The sequence below is a fragment of the Cobetia sp. BL01 genome (assembly GCF_056493605.1).
Map to the genome: position 1 here is coordinate 185,892 of NZ_JBVBEE010000006.1, position 15,712 is coordinate 201,603.

Genomic DNA, 15,712 nt, shown 5'->3' on the forward strand with positions numbered 1-15,712 from the left:
GTCAGCATGATGGAGTGGATCGCGAATCACTCGAAAACCATCTCGGCGATTGCCAGTATCGGCTCGTTCTTCATCTGGCTGGTCTACGCACAGCTGCTGTATCACAACTTCCGTCGCCAGCGGCGCCCGCGCGTGTTGATCAATCGCGGCAAGTCCAAGGGGATCGACAGCCTGTGCATCGTCAGCAACATGAGTGCCGAATCGATCTTCATCGAGCACATCATCGCCCGGCTGGATACCAGTCATGGCAGCCTGCTGATGGATGTCACCGAGTTCGAACGCAGCTATCAGGAAGGTGACGAGCAGAGTGACAATCAGCAGGATGGCGACAGCGAACAGTCCGCGAAGGAGGCTTCCAGCAGCAGTGAATGGCGTATCTCCGATACCACGCGTCAGGGGCCGCTGGGCTCGGGCGACTTCCTGCATATCGGGACGTTCTCTGAAGTCATCGAGCGCATGGCGCGCCGCAATGGCATCTCGCTCGACGGTCACTGGCCCAGCAATGAGCAGCTGAAATTCCAGCGCCTGACGCTGAGCATCATCGGCATCTATGGCAGTGAGGACCACCCGATCGGCGTCGAGCGTGCCTTCCGTCTGCACGATGCCAATGGAGAATGTGCGCTGGTACCGGAGCGCTGGGATTCCAATCGCCTGTCATCACGCCGCCAGCGTCACAAGTTGCGCAAGCTTCTGAATCGCATCAGTGGGGAAGACATCAGCGAGCAGTCTACCTTCCAGCCCCCGAGTGACGACGAGTCGCGCGACAAGGCGTCATGAGTGCGGGCACATGAGGCTAACGCATGAACTACCGGACGCATGAACTACCGGACGCATGAATCACTAGGCGCATGAATCATCGCAAGCATGACAGCGGTGTCTTCACACTGTCAGGGCGTCGAGGATGGGGTAGGCTTTCCTGAGCCCCATTCACGGAGATCCTCGGATGCAGGAACGCGTCACGCCCTTTCAGCTGTTCATTCTGGTGCTGTCACTGTATGTCATCGGTGCGATGGTCGTGGATCTGATCTTCGAACTGTCGCCCCCGGTCCAGCGACTGCTGCAGTACATGGACTACGTGGTCTGCCTGTTCTTCTTCGTTGATTTCTGCAAGCGGTTCGCCAGTGCGAAGAGCAAGCGCGAGTACATGAAGTGGGGCTGGATCGACCTGCTGGCCTGTATTCCGGCAGGCCTCTTCCAGGGGGCGAGGCTGTTTCGTGTGGTGCAGATACTGCGGGTGCTGCGCGCCATCAAGTCGATGGAGATGATCTGGAAGCTGCTGTTCCGCAATCGCGCCGAGGGGGTGTTCGCCTCTGCGGCCACTGCCACGGTGCTGCTGGTGGTCTTCGGCGCACTCACCATGCTGATGGTGGAGACTCCCAACCCCGACAGCCCCATCAACACTGCCGAGGAGGCGCTGTGGTGGGCCGTCGTGACGGTGACCACCGTCGGCTATGGGGACTATTATCCCATCACCACCCTTGGGCGGGTCGTGGCCGTGCTGTTGATGGTGGGAGGCGTGGGGCTGTTCGGGAGCTTCGCGGCCTACATCAGTTCGATCTTCATCGAGGATGACAGTGAGCAGGAGGCGCGCGCGGCGCGTGCCCAGCGCGACATGACCCGCGCGCTCTACCACCAGATCAGCGAGCTGACGACCGAGGTGCGTGAATTGCGCACCCGGCTTGATGAAGTGGCGGTGATGCAGGGGGAGTCGCTGGCGGAGCGCGAACAGCGCCGTGAGGCGCTCCAGCGTGAGGTCAATGACGAGATGGCCCGGCGTCTGGACGAGGCCGGCACCACTGCGCCGCAACGCAAGACGGACCCCGGGCCTGACGGAAAGCGCTGAGCCGTGATCGGGCCAGAAAAAAGCCCCTGACACCCAAAGGTGTCAGGGGCTTTTGCATGCCTCGAGGCGTGCCCGGCTCAGTCGAAGTTGCGCGAGTAGAAGATCTCGAGCATTTCGCGACGCAGGCGGCTTTCGATGTTGGTGGCTTCCTCGAAGGTCAGCTCGCGACGCGAGGTGCCGAAGAGGTAGTTGTCCAGCTCGAAGTCCTTGAGCAGCATCTTGGTGTGGAACATGTTTTCCTGATACACGTTCACATCGACCATCTGGTAGGCACACTTGGTGTCTTCCGCCAGGTAATCCTGGATCGAGGTGATGTCGTGATCGATGAACAGCTTCTTGCCATCCACGTCGCGGGTGAAGCCGCGCACGCGGTAATCCATGGTCACGATGTCGGAGTCGAAACTGTGGATCAGGTAGTTCAGCGCCTTCAGCGGGCTGATCATGCCACAGGTCGAGACATCGATATCCAGACGGAAGGTGCTGATGCCGTTGTCCGGGTGGGACTCAGGGTAGGTGTGCACCGTGACGTGTGACTTGTCCAGATGGCCGACGACCGTCTCGGGCAGCGGGCCCGGGCCCGGCTCCGTCTGGGCGGGGTCCGTCTCTTCCAGCTCATGCTCGGCGATCAGGATGGTCACGCTGGCACCATGCGGCTCGTAGTCCTGACGTGCGATGTTCAGCACGTGGGCACCGATGATGTTGGTGACATCCTTGAGTATCTGGGTCAGGCGCTCGGCGTTGTAGAGTTCATCGATATAATCGATATACGCCGTACGCTGTTCTTCGGTCTGCGCGTAGCAGATGTCGTAGATATTGAAGCTCAACGAACTGGTGAGGTTGTTGAACCCGTGAAGGCGGAGTTGATCGCTCACGTCCAGGCCTCCTTGAGATGGGAGGGTGGTATGACATCCGATGCCTCTATCACGCCCGTGTGGCGTTGCCATCCAGGGGTGAACATCGGGCCGAAGAAGGTGTCCTGCGGCGCTCGTTTCGTGGCCGATGGCCGAGGAGCGACCGGGAAGACAACCGGTTTGAGGGGCGTATTATGCACAGGCAGGGCTGACACGCCAGCGTCAATTCCCGTCGAGCGTCGCTCGCTGGCGTGAGTCCCCCTCTGCCACCCGCCGTCAGATCGCTCATGGCGGCGGGTGGCAGAGGGGGAGTGCCGGGAGATGATCAGGCGGCGCTGTCGATGACTTCGTAGGAGTGGGTGATCTCGACGCCACCGGCGCTGAGCATCAATGACGCGCTGCAGTACTTTTCGGCGGACAGCTCCACGGCGCGTTTTACCTGTGCTTCCTTGAGGTTGTAGCCCGTGACCACGAAGTTGACGTGAATGCTGGTGAAGACGCTGGGCACGCCATCGGCGCGCTCGGCTGTGAGGTCTGCGCGGCAGTCCGTGACCTGCTGGCGGGCCTTCTCGAGAATCTGGATGACGTCAAAGCTGGTGCAGCCGCCCAGCCCCATCAGCAGCATCTCCATCGGGCGCGGGCCGGTGTTGCGTCCGCCATTTTCCGGATTGCCATCCATGACGACGCTGTGGCCGCTGCCGGATTCCGCGAGGAACTGGCGACCATCGGTCCACTTGATGCTGGTGTTCATTGCCATGACGAATTCTCTCCCTTCGGTGAATCAATGAGTCAGTGAGGTGCACCGGTGCGCAGGCGGGACCGCACGAAGGCGCACAGAATAGCATTGCCGCGCCCGCGGCCGGAGGAACGTCCGGCGCTGAGCTTATGCCTGCGAGCTCATGCCTCCGGATGTGCCGGGCGATCGCTGAGCAGCCTGTCCAGCTCGTCCAGTCTTGCCGGCGTTCCGACGTCGATCCATTCGCCACGGTGATGCAGTCCGCGTGCCTCCCCGCGCTGCATGGCATCGCGCAGCAGCGGTGCCAGCTTGAACACGCCATCACCCTCTCGCAGAGCCGGCGTCTCGTGCAGGGCGCGCCGGATCAGGCGTGGGGACAGCCATGACACGCCGGAGAAGGTCAGGCGGTCTGCGTTGTCCATGCGCTCGTCCGTTCCATTCACGGGGTCGTCGCGCACTTCGCCATCCTGCATCAGCAGGAAGTCGCCGCTCGGATGGTGTGGCGGGTTGTCCACCAGTACCAGGCCCGCCAACGGCCTTGGCGGCAGGCACTGAGTCTGGCTGGCCAGTGCCTGAGCCATCAGCGCCCCGAGATCCACATCGCACCAGACATCACCATTGATCAGCAGGAAGGGCGTCTCGTCGGCGTCATCGGCCGTCAGAGCGCCGGGCAGTGTCAGCGCGCGTGCGATGCCGCCACCGGTCTCCAGTGGCGTCGTCTCATGGGAGAACGTCAGCGTCAGTTCGCGCCTGCGGCCCTGCCAGCGCGCCTGCAGCAAGCCGCAGGGAGAGCGAGCAGCGACGAAATGCTCCAGGATCTTCTGCGCAAGATGGCCGACGTTGATGACGATGTCATCCACGCCTGCGGCTTCCAGCCTGAGCAGATGATGCTCCAGCAGCGGGCGTCCTGCGACGTTCAGCAGCGGCTTGGGTGTGTGGTCAGTCAATGGACGCATGCGAGTCCCGAAGCCCGCGGCCAGAATCATCGCGCGCATCAGCCTTTCTCCTGCGTGACATCTGTCTGACGTGCCTCGGCGTTGCGCATCAGGCGTGCCGCGCGATCGGCCAGTGCAGCCAGCTCATCGTAGTCGTCAAGGTTGATCTCCGGCGTCTCGCCATTGGCCAGTCGCAGGCCTCGTGCCTCGCACTCGGAGGCCAGACGCAGTGACAGCGCCGGGGTCAGCACCTCATCCAGCCAGTGGGTGAAGGAGATCAGTTCGGGGCAGAAGGCCAGACCTTCACGCAGATGGCCGAGGAAGCGTGGCATCAGCGTCAGATAGCGTGGCTTGGCGTCGCGCAGGGTCAGGCGCGCGAAGATACCGAGAATCTTGAGATTGCGCTGCACGCCCATGCGCTCGACGCTCTGACGATACTCGAGCGGGCTGGGGGCCGGCAGGCCAGCGGCGGCATAGCGTGGCAGGGCGGCAAGGCGGGCCTGTTCGATCCAGCGCGCCATGGCGGGCTCCGGCCAGCGCCAGTGGCGGTCACGCAGCAGCGAGATCAGGTCGTAGTTCTCGGGACCGATGACGGCATCCTGGAAATCGATGATCCACAGCGTCTCGCGCGACTGGCCGGCATCGGCATGCAGGAACAGGTTCTGGGCATGGAAGTCGCGGTGCACGGTGACGAGAGGTTGCGCGCGCGCGGCCGTCAGCAGCTGTCCGCAGAGCGTTTCCCAGGCGGCGTAGCGGCGGTCATGCGGCATGTCGAGCAGCTGCCCCAGACACCATTCGGGGAAGAGGTCCATCTCGGCCTTGAGGCGCGCATCGTCATAGGCGGGCAGGTCGGCCAGCGGCAGTTCATGCAACTGCTCGAGCAGGCCGATGGCCTCGCCATAGTAGTGGTCGGCGTGTTCGGTGCTGGTCAGGGCCGTCATCAATGGCGTATCACCGAGATCCTCAAGCTCCAGAAAGCCTCGGGCGTCATCGAAGGCGAAGACCTCGGGCAGGGGCAGGCCGGCCTCTCGCCACTGGCGGGCGATGGCGACGAAGCCATGGCTGTCCTCCTTTTCCGGCGGTGCATCCATCAGGATGCGGGGCGACATGCCGGGGGCGCTCTCATCGAGATGCAGGCGGAAGTAGCGACGAAAGCTGGCGTCGTCGGCCACCGCGCTCATGCGGACGGTGTCGGGGGCGAGGTCGTGGCGTGCGGCAGCCCAGGCGTGGAGGGCCTGACGGCGGGCGTCGGATGTCATGGGGCGGGGCTCCTGTCGGCGGATACGGGGGCCGGCTGTCAGTTGACGCCTGTGCCGCGGCCCCGCATGCTGGGGTGTGGTGACCACAGGACAGGCGGAACCGGCAAGCAGGAAGGCCGGTTGCTGGGCCTGTATAATACCGATTCCCCCAGCCAAGGACACAGAGCAGCCATGGCCCAGCGCAGCCATTCAATACACACGGGCAAGCCGGTGTCCGCCCTCGGGCGGCCGCATCGTCGTCTTGCGTCTTCCACGACGGCGACGCGTCTCCCCGTCAGCCAGCCTGCGACATGGCGGCTCAAGCCGCTGGTGCTGCGTCTCCTGTGGACGCTGGCCCCGCTGGCCGCTGGCGCGCCGCTGATGGCGCAAGCCGCCCCGCCGGAGCCGCTGTCGGCAAGCCAGCTCGACTGGCAGCCTTATGATGAGGTGCCGCAGGGGCAGCTGTGCAGCGGTCGCTACGTGACACCGGCCTACCGGATCGATGCGGGTGACACGCCCGAGCAGGTCGCGACCTCCGCCGACAAGGCCAATTATGGCAATGACGGCGTCGCGACCCTGATGGGCGAGGTAGTGCTCAGACGGGGTGATTCCCAGCTGGAATCGCCTGAGGTCAGCGTCAACGAGGCGCGAGACACCGCGACGGCCAAGGGCCCGGTGACCTACCGTCAGCCCGGCGTGCTGCTGCGCGGAGATGATGCCCGCGTCTCGCTCAACAGCGACGCGGCCAGCGTCGACAATGGTCACTACGTCTTCCACAAGCAGCGTATCCGGGGGGATGCGGTGCAGTTGGCGCGTCTGGAAGATGGCCGATATCGCCTGAAGGATGCCAGCTTCACCTCCTGTGAGCCGGGCAACAGCCTGTGGCGTCTGGTCGGCAGCGATATCACCATCGACCGGGAGTCCGGTTGGGGGGAGGCGACCCACGCGCGCATGGAAATGGGCGGCGTGCCGGTCTTCTATTGGCCCTATGTGCGTTTCCCGGTCGATGACCGCCGCCACACCGGGTTGCTGTGGCCGCAGCTCAGCTACACCAGCTCCAGCGGCTTCGATTATGCCCAGCCCATCTATCTGAACCTGGCCCCGAATTACGATGCCACCATCACGCCTCGCTACATTTCAGAGCGCGGTGAGATGCTGGAAGGTGAGTTCCGTTACCTGCTGCCACGTGGCGACGAAGGCACGCTGGAAGGCGCCTGGTTGGCCGATGACGATGGCGGCAGTGATCCGGATGACGATGAAGAGGATCTCATCGGCGAGGATCGCTGGTACATCAATTACCAGCACTCTGGTCGCTATGACGCGCGCACGGCCTATCAGCTCAAGTATGGCGCGGCATCCGACGGCAATTACTTCGATGACTTCGGGCGCAACTTCGGCGAGACCGAGACGGACAGCCTCGAGCGTCTCGCGCGACTGAATTACCGTGGCGACGTCTGGGATCTCGAGTTCAAGGCGCAGGGGTATCAGCGGATGGACTTTCCGCTGGATGACGAGGACAAGCCGTTCTATCGCCTGCCGAGCCTGACTGCCAACGCGCGCTGGAGCCAGACCAGCGGCTTCTATGAAGAATGGAATTCCAACGCCACCTACTTCTGGCGTGATGTGGACGAGACCGACACGGACATCGACGACGATGAAGCCGCCAACGGCACCCGTCTGCGTCTGGCACCGGCCGTGGGCTGGCGCAGCGATCAGAGCTGGAGCTTCATCGAGCCGCGTGCCCAGCTGATCAGTCTGAGCTACGACCTGGACTACGGGGATCGCGAGACCGATCGTGACAGCAGTACCTCGGCGACCATTCCGGTGCTGTCACTGGACAGCGGCTTGATCTTCGACCGTGATACCGAGTGGTTCGGCGAAGGTTACAAGCAGACGCTGGAGCCGCGTCTGTACTACGCCTATGTCCCTGAGGTCGATCAGTCCGACTTCCCGGACTTCGACACCTCCGAGGATGCCTTCAGCTGGAATCAGCTGTGGTCTCCCTACCGCTTCAGCGGTGGCGACCGAGTGGGCGACACCAACAAGATTTCCTACGGCGTCTCCTCGCGCTTCATCAGTGACGAGAGCGGTCGCGAACGCCTCAAGCTGGGCGTTGGCCAGTCCAGCTACCTGTCGGACCGCAACATCGACATGGATGGGGATCCGGACAAGACGTCGCGCTCCGACTTCGACAGCTACTCCGATTACTATCGGGCGACGCGTGACCGCTCGCCGGTGGTCTTCCAGGCCGATGTGGTCCTCAACGACCAGTGGACCGCGACCCAGGCCGTGTTCCAGGACTTCGATCGCGGTGTCACCGAAAGCGCCCAGACATCACTGCGTTATCGCGCCAAACAGGGCACGGTACTGAACTTTGGCTTCAATCGTGAGATCGAAGGGTTCGTGCCTTACGATGATGAGGACGATGAAGACGTGCTGGGCTATACCCGCAACGAGTGGGATTTCTCGTTCGCGACGCCGGTCAGCGCAAGCTGGTCGCTGCTGGGCCGCTATCAGTACGACAGCACCAATTCCCGCTCGCTGGAGAAGGTGCTGGGTGTCCAGTACAACGACTGCTGCTATGGCGTCCAGGTCACCTGGCGGGAATGGCAGGATGACAACGACACCGCCAATACCATCTCGGATGATGAAGAGAAGAACGGTATCTTCCTGACCTTCGAGTTCAAGGGACTGGGTGGCGTCGGCCAGAGCGCGGACAGCTATCTGGAGCAGGCGGTGCCGGGCTATCGCAACGCCGGTTTCTGACCCCCGGGATGCGTCACGCACGCTGACGACAGGGCGCCGCTGCAAGGCGGCGCCATCAACATTTTTACGTCGAGAGAACACCCGATGCGCAAGACCCTGATTGCCCCGCTGGGGCTGGCATTCGCGCTGGCAAGCCTGCCGGTGAGTGCCGCCGAGTTGCTCGACCGTGTGGTTGCCGTGGTCAACAAGGACGCCATCATGCAAAGCGACATGGAGCGGCGTGTCTCCCAGGCCAGCCAACAGCTGCAGAGTCGCGGTATCAACCTGCCGCCGCGCAATGTGCTGGAGCGCCAGGTGCTCGACCGCATGGTCAATGAGCAGATTCAGCTGCAGATGGCGGAGCAGGCCAATCTGAGCATCGATGACACCCAGCTCAATGCCACCCTGCGGGGAATCGCCAAGGACAATGGTCTGAGCCTGGAGGCCTTTGCCGACAAGCTCGAGCAGGATGGCATGTCGCTGGCCGATGTGCGTGATCAGGTGCGTCGTGAACTGCTGGTGCAACAGATCCAGCAGCGTCGCGTGGCCAGCAAGGTGCGCATCTCCGATCGCGAGATCGACCGGTATCTCAACCAGCAGGACGTCGGCAGTGATATCCAGTATCACCTGGCGCACCTGCTGGTCGCCCTGCCGCAGGAGCCGACACCGGCTCAGGTCAAGGCGGCGCGCGAGCGTGCCGATGGTCTGCGTCAGCAGATCGCCGATGGGACGGACTTCGCCCAGGTGGCAGCGGCGGAATCCGCTGGCAGCCAGGCGCTGAGTGGCGGGGATCTCGGCTGGCGCGCCGGCGGTGAGCTGCCGAGCGTATTCGCCGATGTGGTGCCGGACATGCAGGCAGGTGAGGTGTCCCAGCCGTTGCGCAGTGCCAGCGGCTATCACCTGGTCAAGCTGATCGAGAAGCGTGGCGCAGGCAAGTCATTGATTTCCCAGACTCAGGCGCGTCACATCCTGATCCAGCCCAACCCGAACATGAGTGATCAGCAGGCGCTTGAGCGTGCCGAGTCCATCCGCCGTCGCGTGCTGGGAGGCGAGGACTTCGCCGCGCTGGCCCAGGAGTTCAGCGACGACAAGGGCAGCTCTCTCAAGGGTGGCGAGCTGGGGTGGGTCAGCCCGGGGCAGACGGTGTCGTCCTTCGAGACTGCCATGAACGCCCTGAAGGTGGGGGAGGTCAGCCAGCCCATCAAGACGCGCTTCGGTTATCACATCATCGAGGTCGAGAATCGTCGTCAGCAGGATGTCACCAATTCCAGCCAGCGTGACAAGGTCCGCAAGACCCTGTTCCAGCGCAAGCTCAATGACGAACTGGAAGCCTGGCAGCAGCAGATCCGCGCCGAGGCCTATGTCGACAACCGCCTTGATGAGCAGTGAGCGCGCCATGTCGTCCAAGGTGATCGCGCTGACCGCCGGGGAGCCGGCGGGCATCGGTCCCGAGCTGCTGGTGATGCTGGCGGCTCAGGCCGAGGACTTCCCGGCGCAGCTGGTCGCGGTCGCCGATCCCGACCTGCTGGCCAGTCGTGCCCGCCTGCTGGGGCTTTCGCTTGAATTGCATGAGCTGAGCCCCGGCGACCCCCTGCCACCGGCCCGCAATGGTCATCTGGCCGTATGGTCGGTGCCGCTGGCGGTGCCCAGTGAGCCGGGGGTGATCGATGCGCGCAACGGTGATCATGTCCTGCAGATGCTCGACGTGGCCATCGCCGCCTGTCAGGCCGGACACGCCAGTGCCATGGTGACGGCGCCGCTGTCCAAGGCTGCCGTGATCGAGGCCGGCCACGCCGGTTTCACGGGGCATACCGAGTATCTGCGCGACGTCTGCGGTGTCGAGGAAGTGGTCATGATGCTGGCGTGCCCGGGACTGCGTGTCGCGCTGGCCACCACCCATCTGCCGCTGCGTGAGGTGGCCGACGCCATCACGCCGCAGGGGCTGACACGAGTGCTCACTATCCTGGCGGAAGATCTCAAACGCTACTTCGGGCGTGAGACGCCGCGCATCGCGGTGTGCGGACTCAACCCCCATGCCGGCGAAGGTGGGCATCTCGGCGTCGAGGAGATCGAGGTGATCTCACCGACGCTCGAGGCACTGCGCGCCACGGGCATGCAGCTGGCGGGGCCGCTGCCGGCGGACACCCTGTTCACGCCACGTCATCTCGATGGCGTGGATGCCGTGCTGGCGATGTATCACGATCAGGGGCTGCCGGTGCTCAAGTACGCCGGATTCGGTCAGGCTGCCAACATCACGCTGGGCCTGCCCATCGTGCGTACCTCGGTCGATCACGGTACCGCGCTGGATCTCGCGGGCACGGGTCGGGCCGATGTCGGAAGTCTCGTGCAGGCCGTGCAGGTGGCCATCGAGATGGCAGCCGCCGCGCGAGCCTGAGATAATCCCCCATCATCTGGCGTGACCGTCCATGCGGCACGCCGAGCGCGCACCTCAAGCAGGCGTCGCCGCTACCCCAGTCATTCGACCATCCAGGATGGTCTCGCCGTCCTTTCCATGTCCCTCGATGCCTCTGCATCGATTCCACAGGTGAAGGATGGCGTCTTGTTGTCGGGAGTCCACAGGGCTCCCCGGAGGAAAGTCAGTCCCATGTCCCAACATTTCCCGGCGCATCGTGCGCGCAAGCGTTTCGGCCAGAACTTCCTGCAGGATCTTGGCGTCATCTCCCGTATCGTCAGGGCCATTCGTCCGGCAGAGGGGGAGCGGCTGGTCGAGATCGGTCCGGGGCAGGGGGCGCTGACCGGTCCGTTGCTGGAAGCGGCGGGCAAGCTGGAGGTCATCGAGCTGGACCGTGACCTGATCCCCGGGCTGCGCGTGCAGTTCTTCAACTATCCCGATTTCGTCATCCACGAGGGCGATGCCCTGCGCTTCGATTTTCCGGCGCTGGTGGGCGATGGTCCGGCACTGCGCGTGGTCGGCAACCTGCCGTACAACATCTCCACGCCACTGATCTTCCACCTGCTGGAAGCGCGTGGCGCGATTGCCGACATGCACTTCATGCTGCAGAAGGAAGTGGTCGAGCGTCTGGCGGCTGAGCCGGGTGGTACGGACTGGGGCCGTCTGTCGGTGATGACCCAGTATTACTGTGCGGTCGAGAACCTCTTCCTGGTGCCGCCCAGTGCCTTCTTCCCGGCGCCAAAGGTGGACTCGGCCATCGTGCGTCTGGTGCCGCATGCCGAGCTGCCGCATCCGGCGACTGACGAGAAGCTGCTGGCCATCATCGTGCGGGAAGCCTTCTCTCAGCGTCGCAAGACCCTGCGCAACAACTTCAAGGGGCGTATCGATGCCGAACAGCTGACGGCGCTGGGCATTGATCCCTCGCGTCGCCCGCAGACGCTGACGGTCGCGGAGCTGGTGATGATCACCAACCATCTGAGCGCCCAGGGCATGACCGCCAGTCAGGCGGACAGCGCGCCCCGCAAGCGCCCCCGCAGCAATGTCGGTCACGGTGAGGTCAAGACCTCGCAGGCCGCCACTGACAGCGATCACGACGCATGAGCGGCGTGGCGGACATTCATGTCGACGCCGTACCGGAGTACTGCGCCGACGAGAGTCGTCCGAGCGAGAACCGCTTCGTGTTCCGCTACACCATCACGGTGCACAATGGCAGCGACGAGACGATCCAGCTGCTGGCGCGTTACTGGAAGATCACCCAGGGAAGCGGCAACGAGCAGGAAGTCCGCGGCAAGGGGGTGGTCGGCAAGCAGCCGCTGATCGCCCCGGGGGAAAGCTTCCGCTATACCTCGCGGGCCGTCCTCGACATGCCGGTCGGCGTGATGCAGGGGGCCTATACCTTCTCCGATGCCACCCATGCGCGCACCTTCGAAGTCGCCATCGCGCCATTTCGTCTGGCCGGGCCGCATCAGGTGCATTGATGCCTGCCGAGTCTCGGGCCAGGTCGGGACATGGCCCATCGGTCTGTCGCCGTCCTGAACGAATCCATCAGCAAGTCATTCACGTAGCAGGCCGCCAGGCGGCCGGGGGAGCAGCATGACGCAGTGGGCGATTGGCGATCTGCAGGGATGTCACGTTGAGTTCGAACGCCTGTTGCAGCGTCTGGAGTTCACGCCCGGACGTGATGTGATGTGGTTGGCCGGAGATCTGGTCAATCGCGGGCCGGGCTCGCTTGAATGCCTGCGCCATGCCAAGGCTCTCGGGGACAGTGCGCGCATCGTGCTGGGCAACCATGATCTGCATCTGCTGGCGGTCGCGCATGGCTTCGGGCGCCTCAAGCGTTCCGATACGCTTCAGCCTATTCTGGACGCGCCGGATCGCGACGAGCTGCTTGACTGGCTGCGTCGCCAGCCGTTGATGGTGGAAGAGACCATCGATGCGCGGCGCACGGTGATGACGCATGCCGGCGTTCTGCCCGGCTGGACCTTGAATCAGGCGGCAGCGCTGGCCCGCGAGGCGGAAGCTGCACTGGCGGGGGACGCCTATCGCGAGTTTCTCGGCGAGATGTATGGCGACACGCCCGATCTCTGGCGGGAGGATCTCAGCGGCATCGCGCGGCTGCGTTGCATCGTGAATGTCTTCACCCGCATGCGTTTCGTGGACCGCGAGGGTCGCATGGACTTTGCGGCCAAGGAGGGGCTGGATTCCGCGCCCGAGGGCTATCGTCCCTGGTTCCAGTTTCCGCGTCCCGAGGGAGCCTGGGATGACTCTCCGCGCCTGCTGTTCGGCCATTGGGCGGCGCTGGAAGGCGAGACTCCAGCGGCGCGCCAGGATGTCGCGGCACTGGATACCGGCTGTGTATGGGGTGGCGGGCTGACAGCGCTCGATCTCGAGACGGGGCAGCGCGTGTTCGAACCGGCGGTGACATCGCGCGACTGACTCTGCAAGGCGCCTCCCCTGCGCGGCGCACGTCCATTTTCCTGTCCCTATCTTCAGCGGAGTTCCCATGAGTTTCGAACATCTTGATCTGGCGTCACTGGCGCAATGGCGCGACGGCGAACAACCCTTCGTGCTGCTGGACATCCGTGATCCGCTCAGCTTCACCCAGGGGCGCATTCCCGGCAGCCGGCATCTGGACAACGCCAGTGCAGGGGCGATCCTGGAAGAGACCCCTCGTGACACACCGCTGGTAGTGGTGTGCTATCACGGCCACTCCAGTCAGCAGGCAGCGGCCTGGCTTGCCGGGCAGGGCTTCGAGAAGGTCTACTCTCTCGATGGCGGTTTCACCCAGTATCAGCTCACCCATGGCGACGATGTCGAAAGCGGTAGCTGATCCCACCTTTGCCTGATTGTCTCATCTCCCTTCTGCCAAGGAGTCCCCATGACTCGTAGTGCCCCTCATCGACTTGATGCGTCATCGGACCGCCTGCTGCAAGGGCTCGAGGTCTATCGGGTAGGGGGCGCCGTGCGCGATGCGCGCCTGGGCTGGCCATGGCATGAGTGCGATTTCGTGGTGGTGGGCGCGACGGTCGAGGACATGCAGGCGCGTGGTTTCCGCCCGGTGGGGCGCGACTTTCCGGTCTTCCTGCACCCTCAGACGCAGGAGGAATATGCGCTGGCACGCACCGAGCGCAAGTCTGGACATGGCTACGTTGGCTTCACCGTGCATGCCAGCCCCGACGTGACCCTGGAAGAGGATCTCGTGCGTCGTGATCTGACCATCAATGCCATGGCCGAGCCGCTGGACAGTCCGCCCGGCGAGGGCGAACTGGTGGACCCCTACGGCGGACTTGCGGATCTCGAGGCACGACTGTTGCGTCACGTCTCCGACGCCTTCAGTGAAGACCCGCTACGCGTGCTGCGCGTGGCACGCTTCCTGGCACGTTATCAGGGGCTGGGTTTCACGGTCGCCGAGGAGACTCGCGCGTTGATGCAGGGGATGGTCGAGAGCGGCGAAGTCTCGCATCTGGTCGCCGAGCGTGTCTGGAAGGAAACCGAGAAGGCGCTGGGGGAAGCCAGTCCTGAGGCCTACTTCCAGCTGCTGGATGAGCTGGGTGCCCTGAGCGTGCTGATGCCGGCGCTGGCGAGGGAGGCCCGTGCGCTTGAGTCAGCGCTGGAGCGGCTGGATCGACTGCCGCGACAGCTGGTCGATGAGGCGGAGATGGTCTGCTGGCGCATGGCACGGCTGGTGGAGCACCTGTCGCGTGAGGAGATCGATACCCTGGCGCAGGAGCTGCGTCTGCCCAGTGCCGTGCGCGATGCGGCTCAGCAGGCGCGTCAGTGCCGAGAGCTGAATGATGCGTCGCATCGTGAGGGTGGCGTGCAGGCGGAAGATCTCAAGGTCTGGCTGGATGGCGTCGATGCGTGGCGTCGTGGTGAGCGTCAGTCGGTGCTGGTGGCCTTGCTGGCAGTGGAAGACAAGGGGCTGGCGCGGCTGGGCAATGCCGCCTGGCAGGCCGCGACGGTGGTCTCGCCGCAATCCCTGGTCGCTCAGGGGCTCAAGGGTGCCGAGATCGGGCGGGCGATGGGCGAGCAGCGTCAGCAGGCGATTGCCGAGGCGTTGCGTGAGTGGCGAGCCACGCCAGAGGTCCATGCGCCGCACTGTGGTTGTGGCCACGCTCACTGAGAGGACGATGCACGCAGAGGCAAGGGTCGGGCTGCGGAGTGAGGGTCTACAGGCGCGGTTCGCTGCCATCGCTCAGGCGGCGCAGATTGAGCGCGTGACGCACCACGATCAGACTGGCGAAGACGAGTATCACGCCGCTCATTTCCGGCGCCAGCCACAGGCTGAAGAGCGGGGCGGCAAGCCCTGAGACGAGTGAGGCAATGGCGGCGGTGCGCAGGCGCCACGCCAGTCCGATCCACAGGGCGGCACAGCTCAGGGCCACGCCCGGTGCCAGCATCAACAGCACGCCGAAGGCGGCAGCGACAGCCTTGCCGCCTCGATGTCCGCGATGCCATAGCGGCAGGCTGTGGCCGATCAGCACCGCCAGTCCGATCAGTCCCAGCGCCCAGGCGGGCAGGGCGATCTCGCCACCCAGCCACAGGGCAGGCATGCCCTTGGTGGCATCGAAGGCCAGGACCAGCGCGGCAGGCATGGCACCGTGCAGTCGCAGTACATTCGAGAAGCCCGGATTGAAGGAGCCGGCCAGTCGCGGGTCGGTCAGGCCCAGGCGCTGGCAGATCCACACCGCTCCCAGAACCGACCCTCCCCCATAGGCCAGTGCCAGCAGCAGGCTCAGCTGCTGCCAGTGTGCCAGTGTGGCCACCCAGCCGATGATGTCGCTCAGCATGCCTCCCCCGCACATGACCCGCTGCGCGCCGTCAGCCATGTCGCTTGCGGACAGGCGCATCGCGCGGCTCGGTTTGGCCAAGCAGGGGCTGGGTGCAGTAGAATCTCGGGCATGATGGCGGGGCCTTTGGCGGCGTCGTTTTACTGGTTCATCCGACAAGC

At 64.2% G+C, this 15,712-nt stretch carries 15 protein-coding genes; 10 read left to right on the forward strand and 5 right to left on the reverse strand.

The features are described from left to right. Positions 1-6 precede the first annotated feature (6 nt). Both ACZYGA_RS12500 and ACZYGA_RS12505 read left to right on the forward strand, forming a co-directional pair. Complete coding sequence (locus ACZYGA_RS12500) at positions 7-777, forward strand: hypothetical protein (RefSeq protein ID WP_404626370.1); 771 nt, start codon at positions 7-9, stop codon at positions 775-777. A 166-nt stretch (positions 778-943) separates the two neighbouring features. Further along, a complete protein-coding gene (locus ACZYGA_RS12505) occupies positions 944-1,843 on the forward strand; it encodes an ion transporter (RefSeq protein ID WP_077378068.1) in 900 nt (299 codons plus the stop codon). A gap of 77 nt (positions 1,844-1,920) precedes the next feature. Here the strand turns inward: ACZYGA_RS12505 and speD are convergent, their stop codons facing one another. The 4 genes from speD to ACZYGA_RS12525 all read right to left on the reverse strand — a co-directional run bounded on the left by speD (position 1,921) and on the right by ACZYGA_RS12525 (position 5,624). Continuing rightward, positions 1,921-2,715 carry an adenosylmethionine decarboxylase gene (speD, locus tag ACZYGA_RS12510; RefSeq protein ID WP_077378071.1) on the reverse strand — a complete coding sequence of 265 codons (795 nt, stop codon included), beginning with the start codon at positions 2,713-2,715 and terminating at the stop codon, positions 1,921-1,923. A gap of 304 nt (positions 2,716-3,019) precedes the next feature. Further along, positions 3,020-3,445, reverse strand: a complete 426-nt coding sequence (locus ACZYGA_RS12515) for an OsmC family protein (RefSeq protein WP_077378074.1) — start codon at positions 3,443-3,445, stop codon at positions 3,020-3,022. Positions 3,446-3,591: 146 nt separating this feature from the next. After that, positions 3,592-4,425 (reverse strand): nucleotidyltransferase family protein, encoded by an 834-nt coding sequence (locus ACZYGA_RS12520; RefSeq protein WP_404626373.1) that lies wholly within the window; start codon positions 4,423-4,425, stop codon positions 3,592-3,594. Then, positions 4,425-5,624, reverse strand: coding sequence for an aminoglycoside phosphotransferase family protein (locus tag ACZYGA_RS12525; protein WP_404626375.1), 1,200 nt, complete (start codon positions 5,622-5,624; stop codon positions 4,425-4,427). Before ACZYGA_RS12525 ends, ACZYGA_RS12520 begins: the two co-directional genes overlap by 1 nt. Before the next feature lie 360 nt (positions 5,625-5,984). On the opposite strand from ACZYGA_RS12525, the gene ACZYGA_RS12530 reads away from it, so the two are divergent. The 8 genes from ACZYGA_RS12530 (at position 5,985) to ACZYGA_RS12565 (ending at position 14,884) form a co-directional block, all read left to right on the forward strand. Further along, entirely contained in the window at positions 5,985-8,369 is a 2,385-nt protein-coding gene (locus ACZYGA_RS12530) for an LPS-assembly protein LptD (protein ID WP_077378215.1), read from the forward strand. An 84-nt stretch (positions 8,370-8,453) separates the two neighbouring features. Next, a complete protein-coding gene (locus ACZYGA_RS12535) occupies positions 8,454-9,737 on the forward strand; it encodes a peptidylprolyl isomerase (RefSeq protein WP_077378083.1) in 1,284 nt (427 codons plus the stop codon). Positions 9,738-9,744: 7 nt separating this feature from the next. Then, a complete protein-coding gene (pdxA, locus tag ACZYGA_RS12540; protein ID WP_417286301.1) occupies positions 9,745-10,743 on the forward strand; it encodes a 4-hydroxythreonine-4-phosphate dehydrogenase PdxA in 999 nt (332 codons plus the stop codon). Between the two features lie 210 nt (positions 10,744-10,953). Next, the gene (gene rsmA, locus ACZYGA_RS12545) at positions 10,954-11,862 is read left to right on the forward strand and encodes a 16S rRNA (adenine(1518)-N(6)/adenine(1519)-N(6))-dimethyltransferase RsmA (RefSeq protein WP_176503626.1); all 909 of its coding nucleotides are present in this window, start codon (positions 10,954-10,956) and stop codon (positions 11,860-11,862) included. Continuing rightward, a complete protein-coding gene (apaG, locus tag ACZYGA_RS12550; RefSeq protein ID WP_077378092.1) occupies positions 11,859-12,239 on the forward strand; it encodes a Co2+/Mg2+ efflux protein ApaG in 381 nt (126 codons plus the stop codon). Before rsmA ends, apaG begins: the two co-directional genes overlap by 4 nt. Before the next feature lie 115 nt (positions 12,240-12,354). Next, a complete protein-coding gene (locus ACZYGA_RS12555) occupies positions 12,355-13,197 on the forward strand; it encodes a symmetrical bis(5'-nucleosyl)-tetraphosphatase (RefSeq protein ID WP_141392525.1) in 843 nt (280 codons plus the stop codon). A gap of 67 nt (positions 13,198-13,264) precedes the next feature. Then, positions 13,265-13,591, forward strand: a complete 327-nt coding sequence (gene glpE / locus ACZYGA_RS12560; protein WP_077378098.1) for a thiosulfate sulfurtransferase GlpE — start codon at positions 13,265-13,267, stop codon at positions 13,589-13,591. A 48-nt stretch (positions 13,592-13,639) separates the two neighbouring features. Beyond that, positions 13,640-14,884 carry a tRNA nucleotidyltransferase/poly(A) polymerase-related protein gene (locus ACZYGA_RS12565; RefSeq protein WP_084207864.1) on the forward strand — a complete coding sequence of 415 codons (1,245 nt, stop codon included), beginning with the start codon at positions 13,640-13,642 and terminating at the stop codon, positions 14,882-14,884. Between the two features lie 46 nt (positions 14,885-14,930). On the opposite strand, the gene ACZYGA_RS12570 is transcribed toward ACZYGA_RS12565, so the two are convergent. Continuing rightward, positions 14,931-15,611 (reverse strand): glycerol-3-phosphate acyltransferase, encoded by a 681-nt coding sequence (locus ACZYGA_RS12570; RefSeq protein WP_240499643.1) that lies wholly within the window; start codon positions 15,609-15,611, stop codon positions 14,931-14,933. Positions 15,612-15,712: the final 101 nt, after the last annotated feature.

Bases quoted from the DNA above. Each gene is read 5' to 3' on its own strand.
- ACZYGA_RS12500 (WP_404626370.1), top strand. From the start codon at position 7: ATGATGGAGTGGATCGCGAATCACTCGAAAACCATCTCGGCGATTGCC.
- ACZYGA_RS12505 (WP_077378068.1), top strand. From the start codon at position 944: ATGCAGGAACGCGTCACGCCCTTTCAGCTGTTCATTCTGGTGCTGTCA.
- ACZYGA_RS12515 (WP_077378074.1), bottom strand. From the start codon at position 3,445: ATGAACACCAGCATCAAGTGGACCGATGGTCGCCAGTTCCTCGCGGAA.
- ACZYGA_RS12520 (WP_404626373.1), bottom strand. From the start codon at position 4,425: ATGCGCGCGATGATTCTGGCCGCGGGCTTCGGGACTCGCATGCGTCCA.
- ACZYGA_RS12525 (WP_404626375.1), bottom strand. From the start codon at position 5,624: ATGACATCCGACGCCCGCCGTCAGGCCCTCCACGCCTGGGCTGCCGCA.
- ACZYGA_RS12530 (WP_077378215.1), top strand. From the start codon at position 5,985: ATGGCGCAAGCCGCCCCGCCGGAGCCGCTGTCGGCAAGCCAGCTCGAC.
- ACZYGA_RS12535 (WP_077378083.1), top strand. From the start codon at position 8,454: ATGCGCAAGACCCTGATTGCCCCGCTGGGGCTGGCATTCGCGCTGGCA.
- pdxA (WP_417286301.1), top strand. From the start codon at position 9,745: ATGTCGTCCAAGGTGATCGCGCTGACCGCCGGGGAGCCGGCGGGCATC.
- rsmA (WP_176503626.1), top strand. From the start codon at position 10,954: ATGTCCCAACATTTCCCGGCGCATCGTGCGCGCAAGCGTTTCGGCCAG.
- apaG (WP_077378092.1), top strand. From the start codon at position 11,859: ATGAGCGGCGTGGCGGACATTCATGTCGACGCCGTACCGGAGTACTGC.
- ACZYGA_RS12555 (WP_141392525.1), top strand. From the start codon at position 12,355: ATGACGCAGTGGGCGATTGGCGATCTGCAGGGATGTCACGTTGAGTTC.
- glpE (WP_077378098.1), top strand. From the start codon at position 13,265: ATGAGTTTCGAACATCTTGATCTGGCGTCACTGGCGCAATGGCGCGAC.
- ACZYGA_RS12565 (WP_084207864.1), top strand. From the start codon at position 13,640: ATGACTCGTAGTGCCCCTCATCGACTTGATGCGTCATCGGACCGCCTG.
- ACZYGA_RS12570 (WP_240499643.1), bottom strand. From the start codon at position 15,611: ATGCGCCTGTCCGCAAGCGACATGGCTGACGGCGCGCAGCGGGTCATG.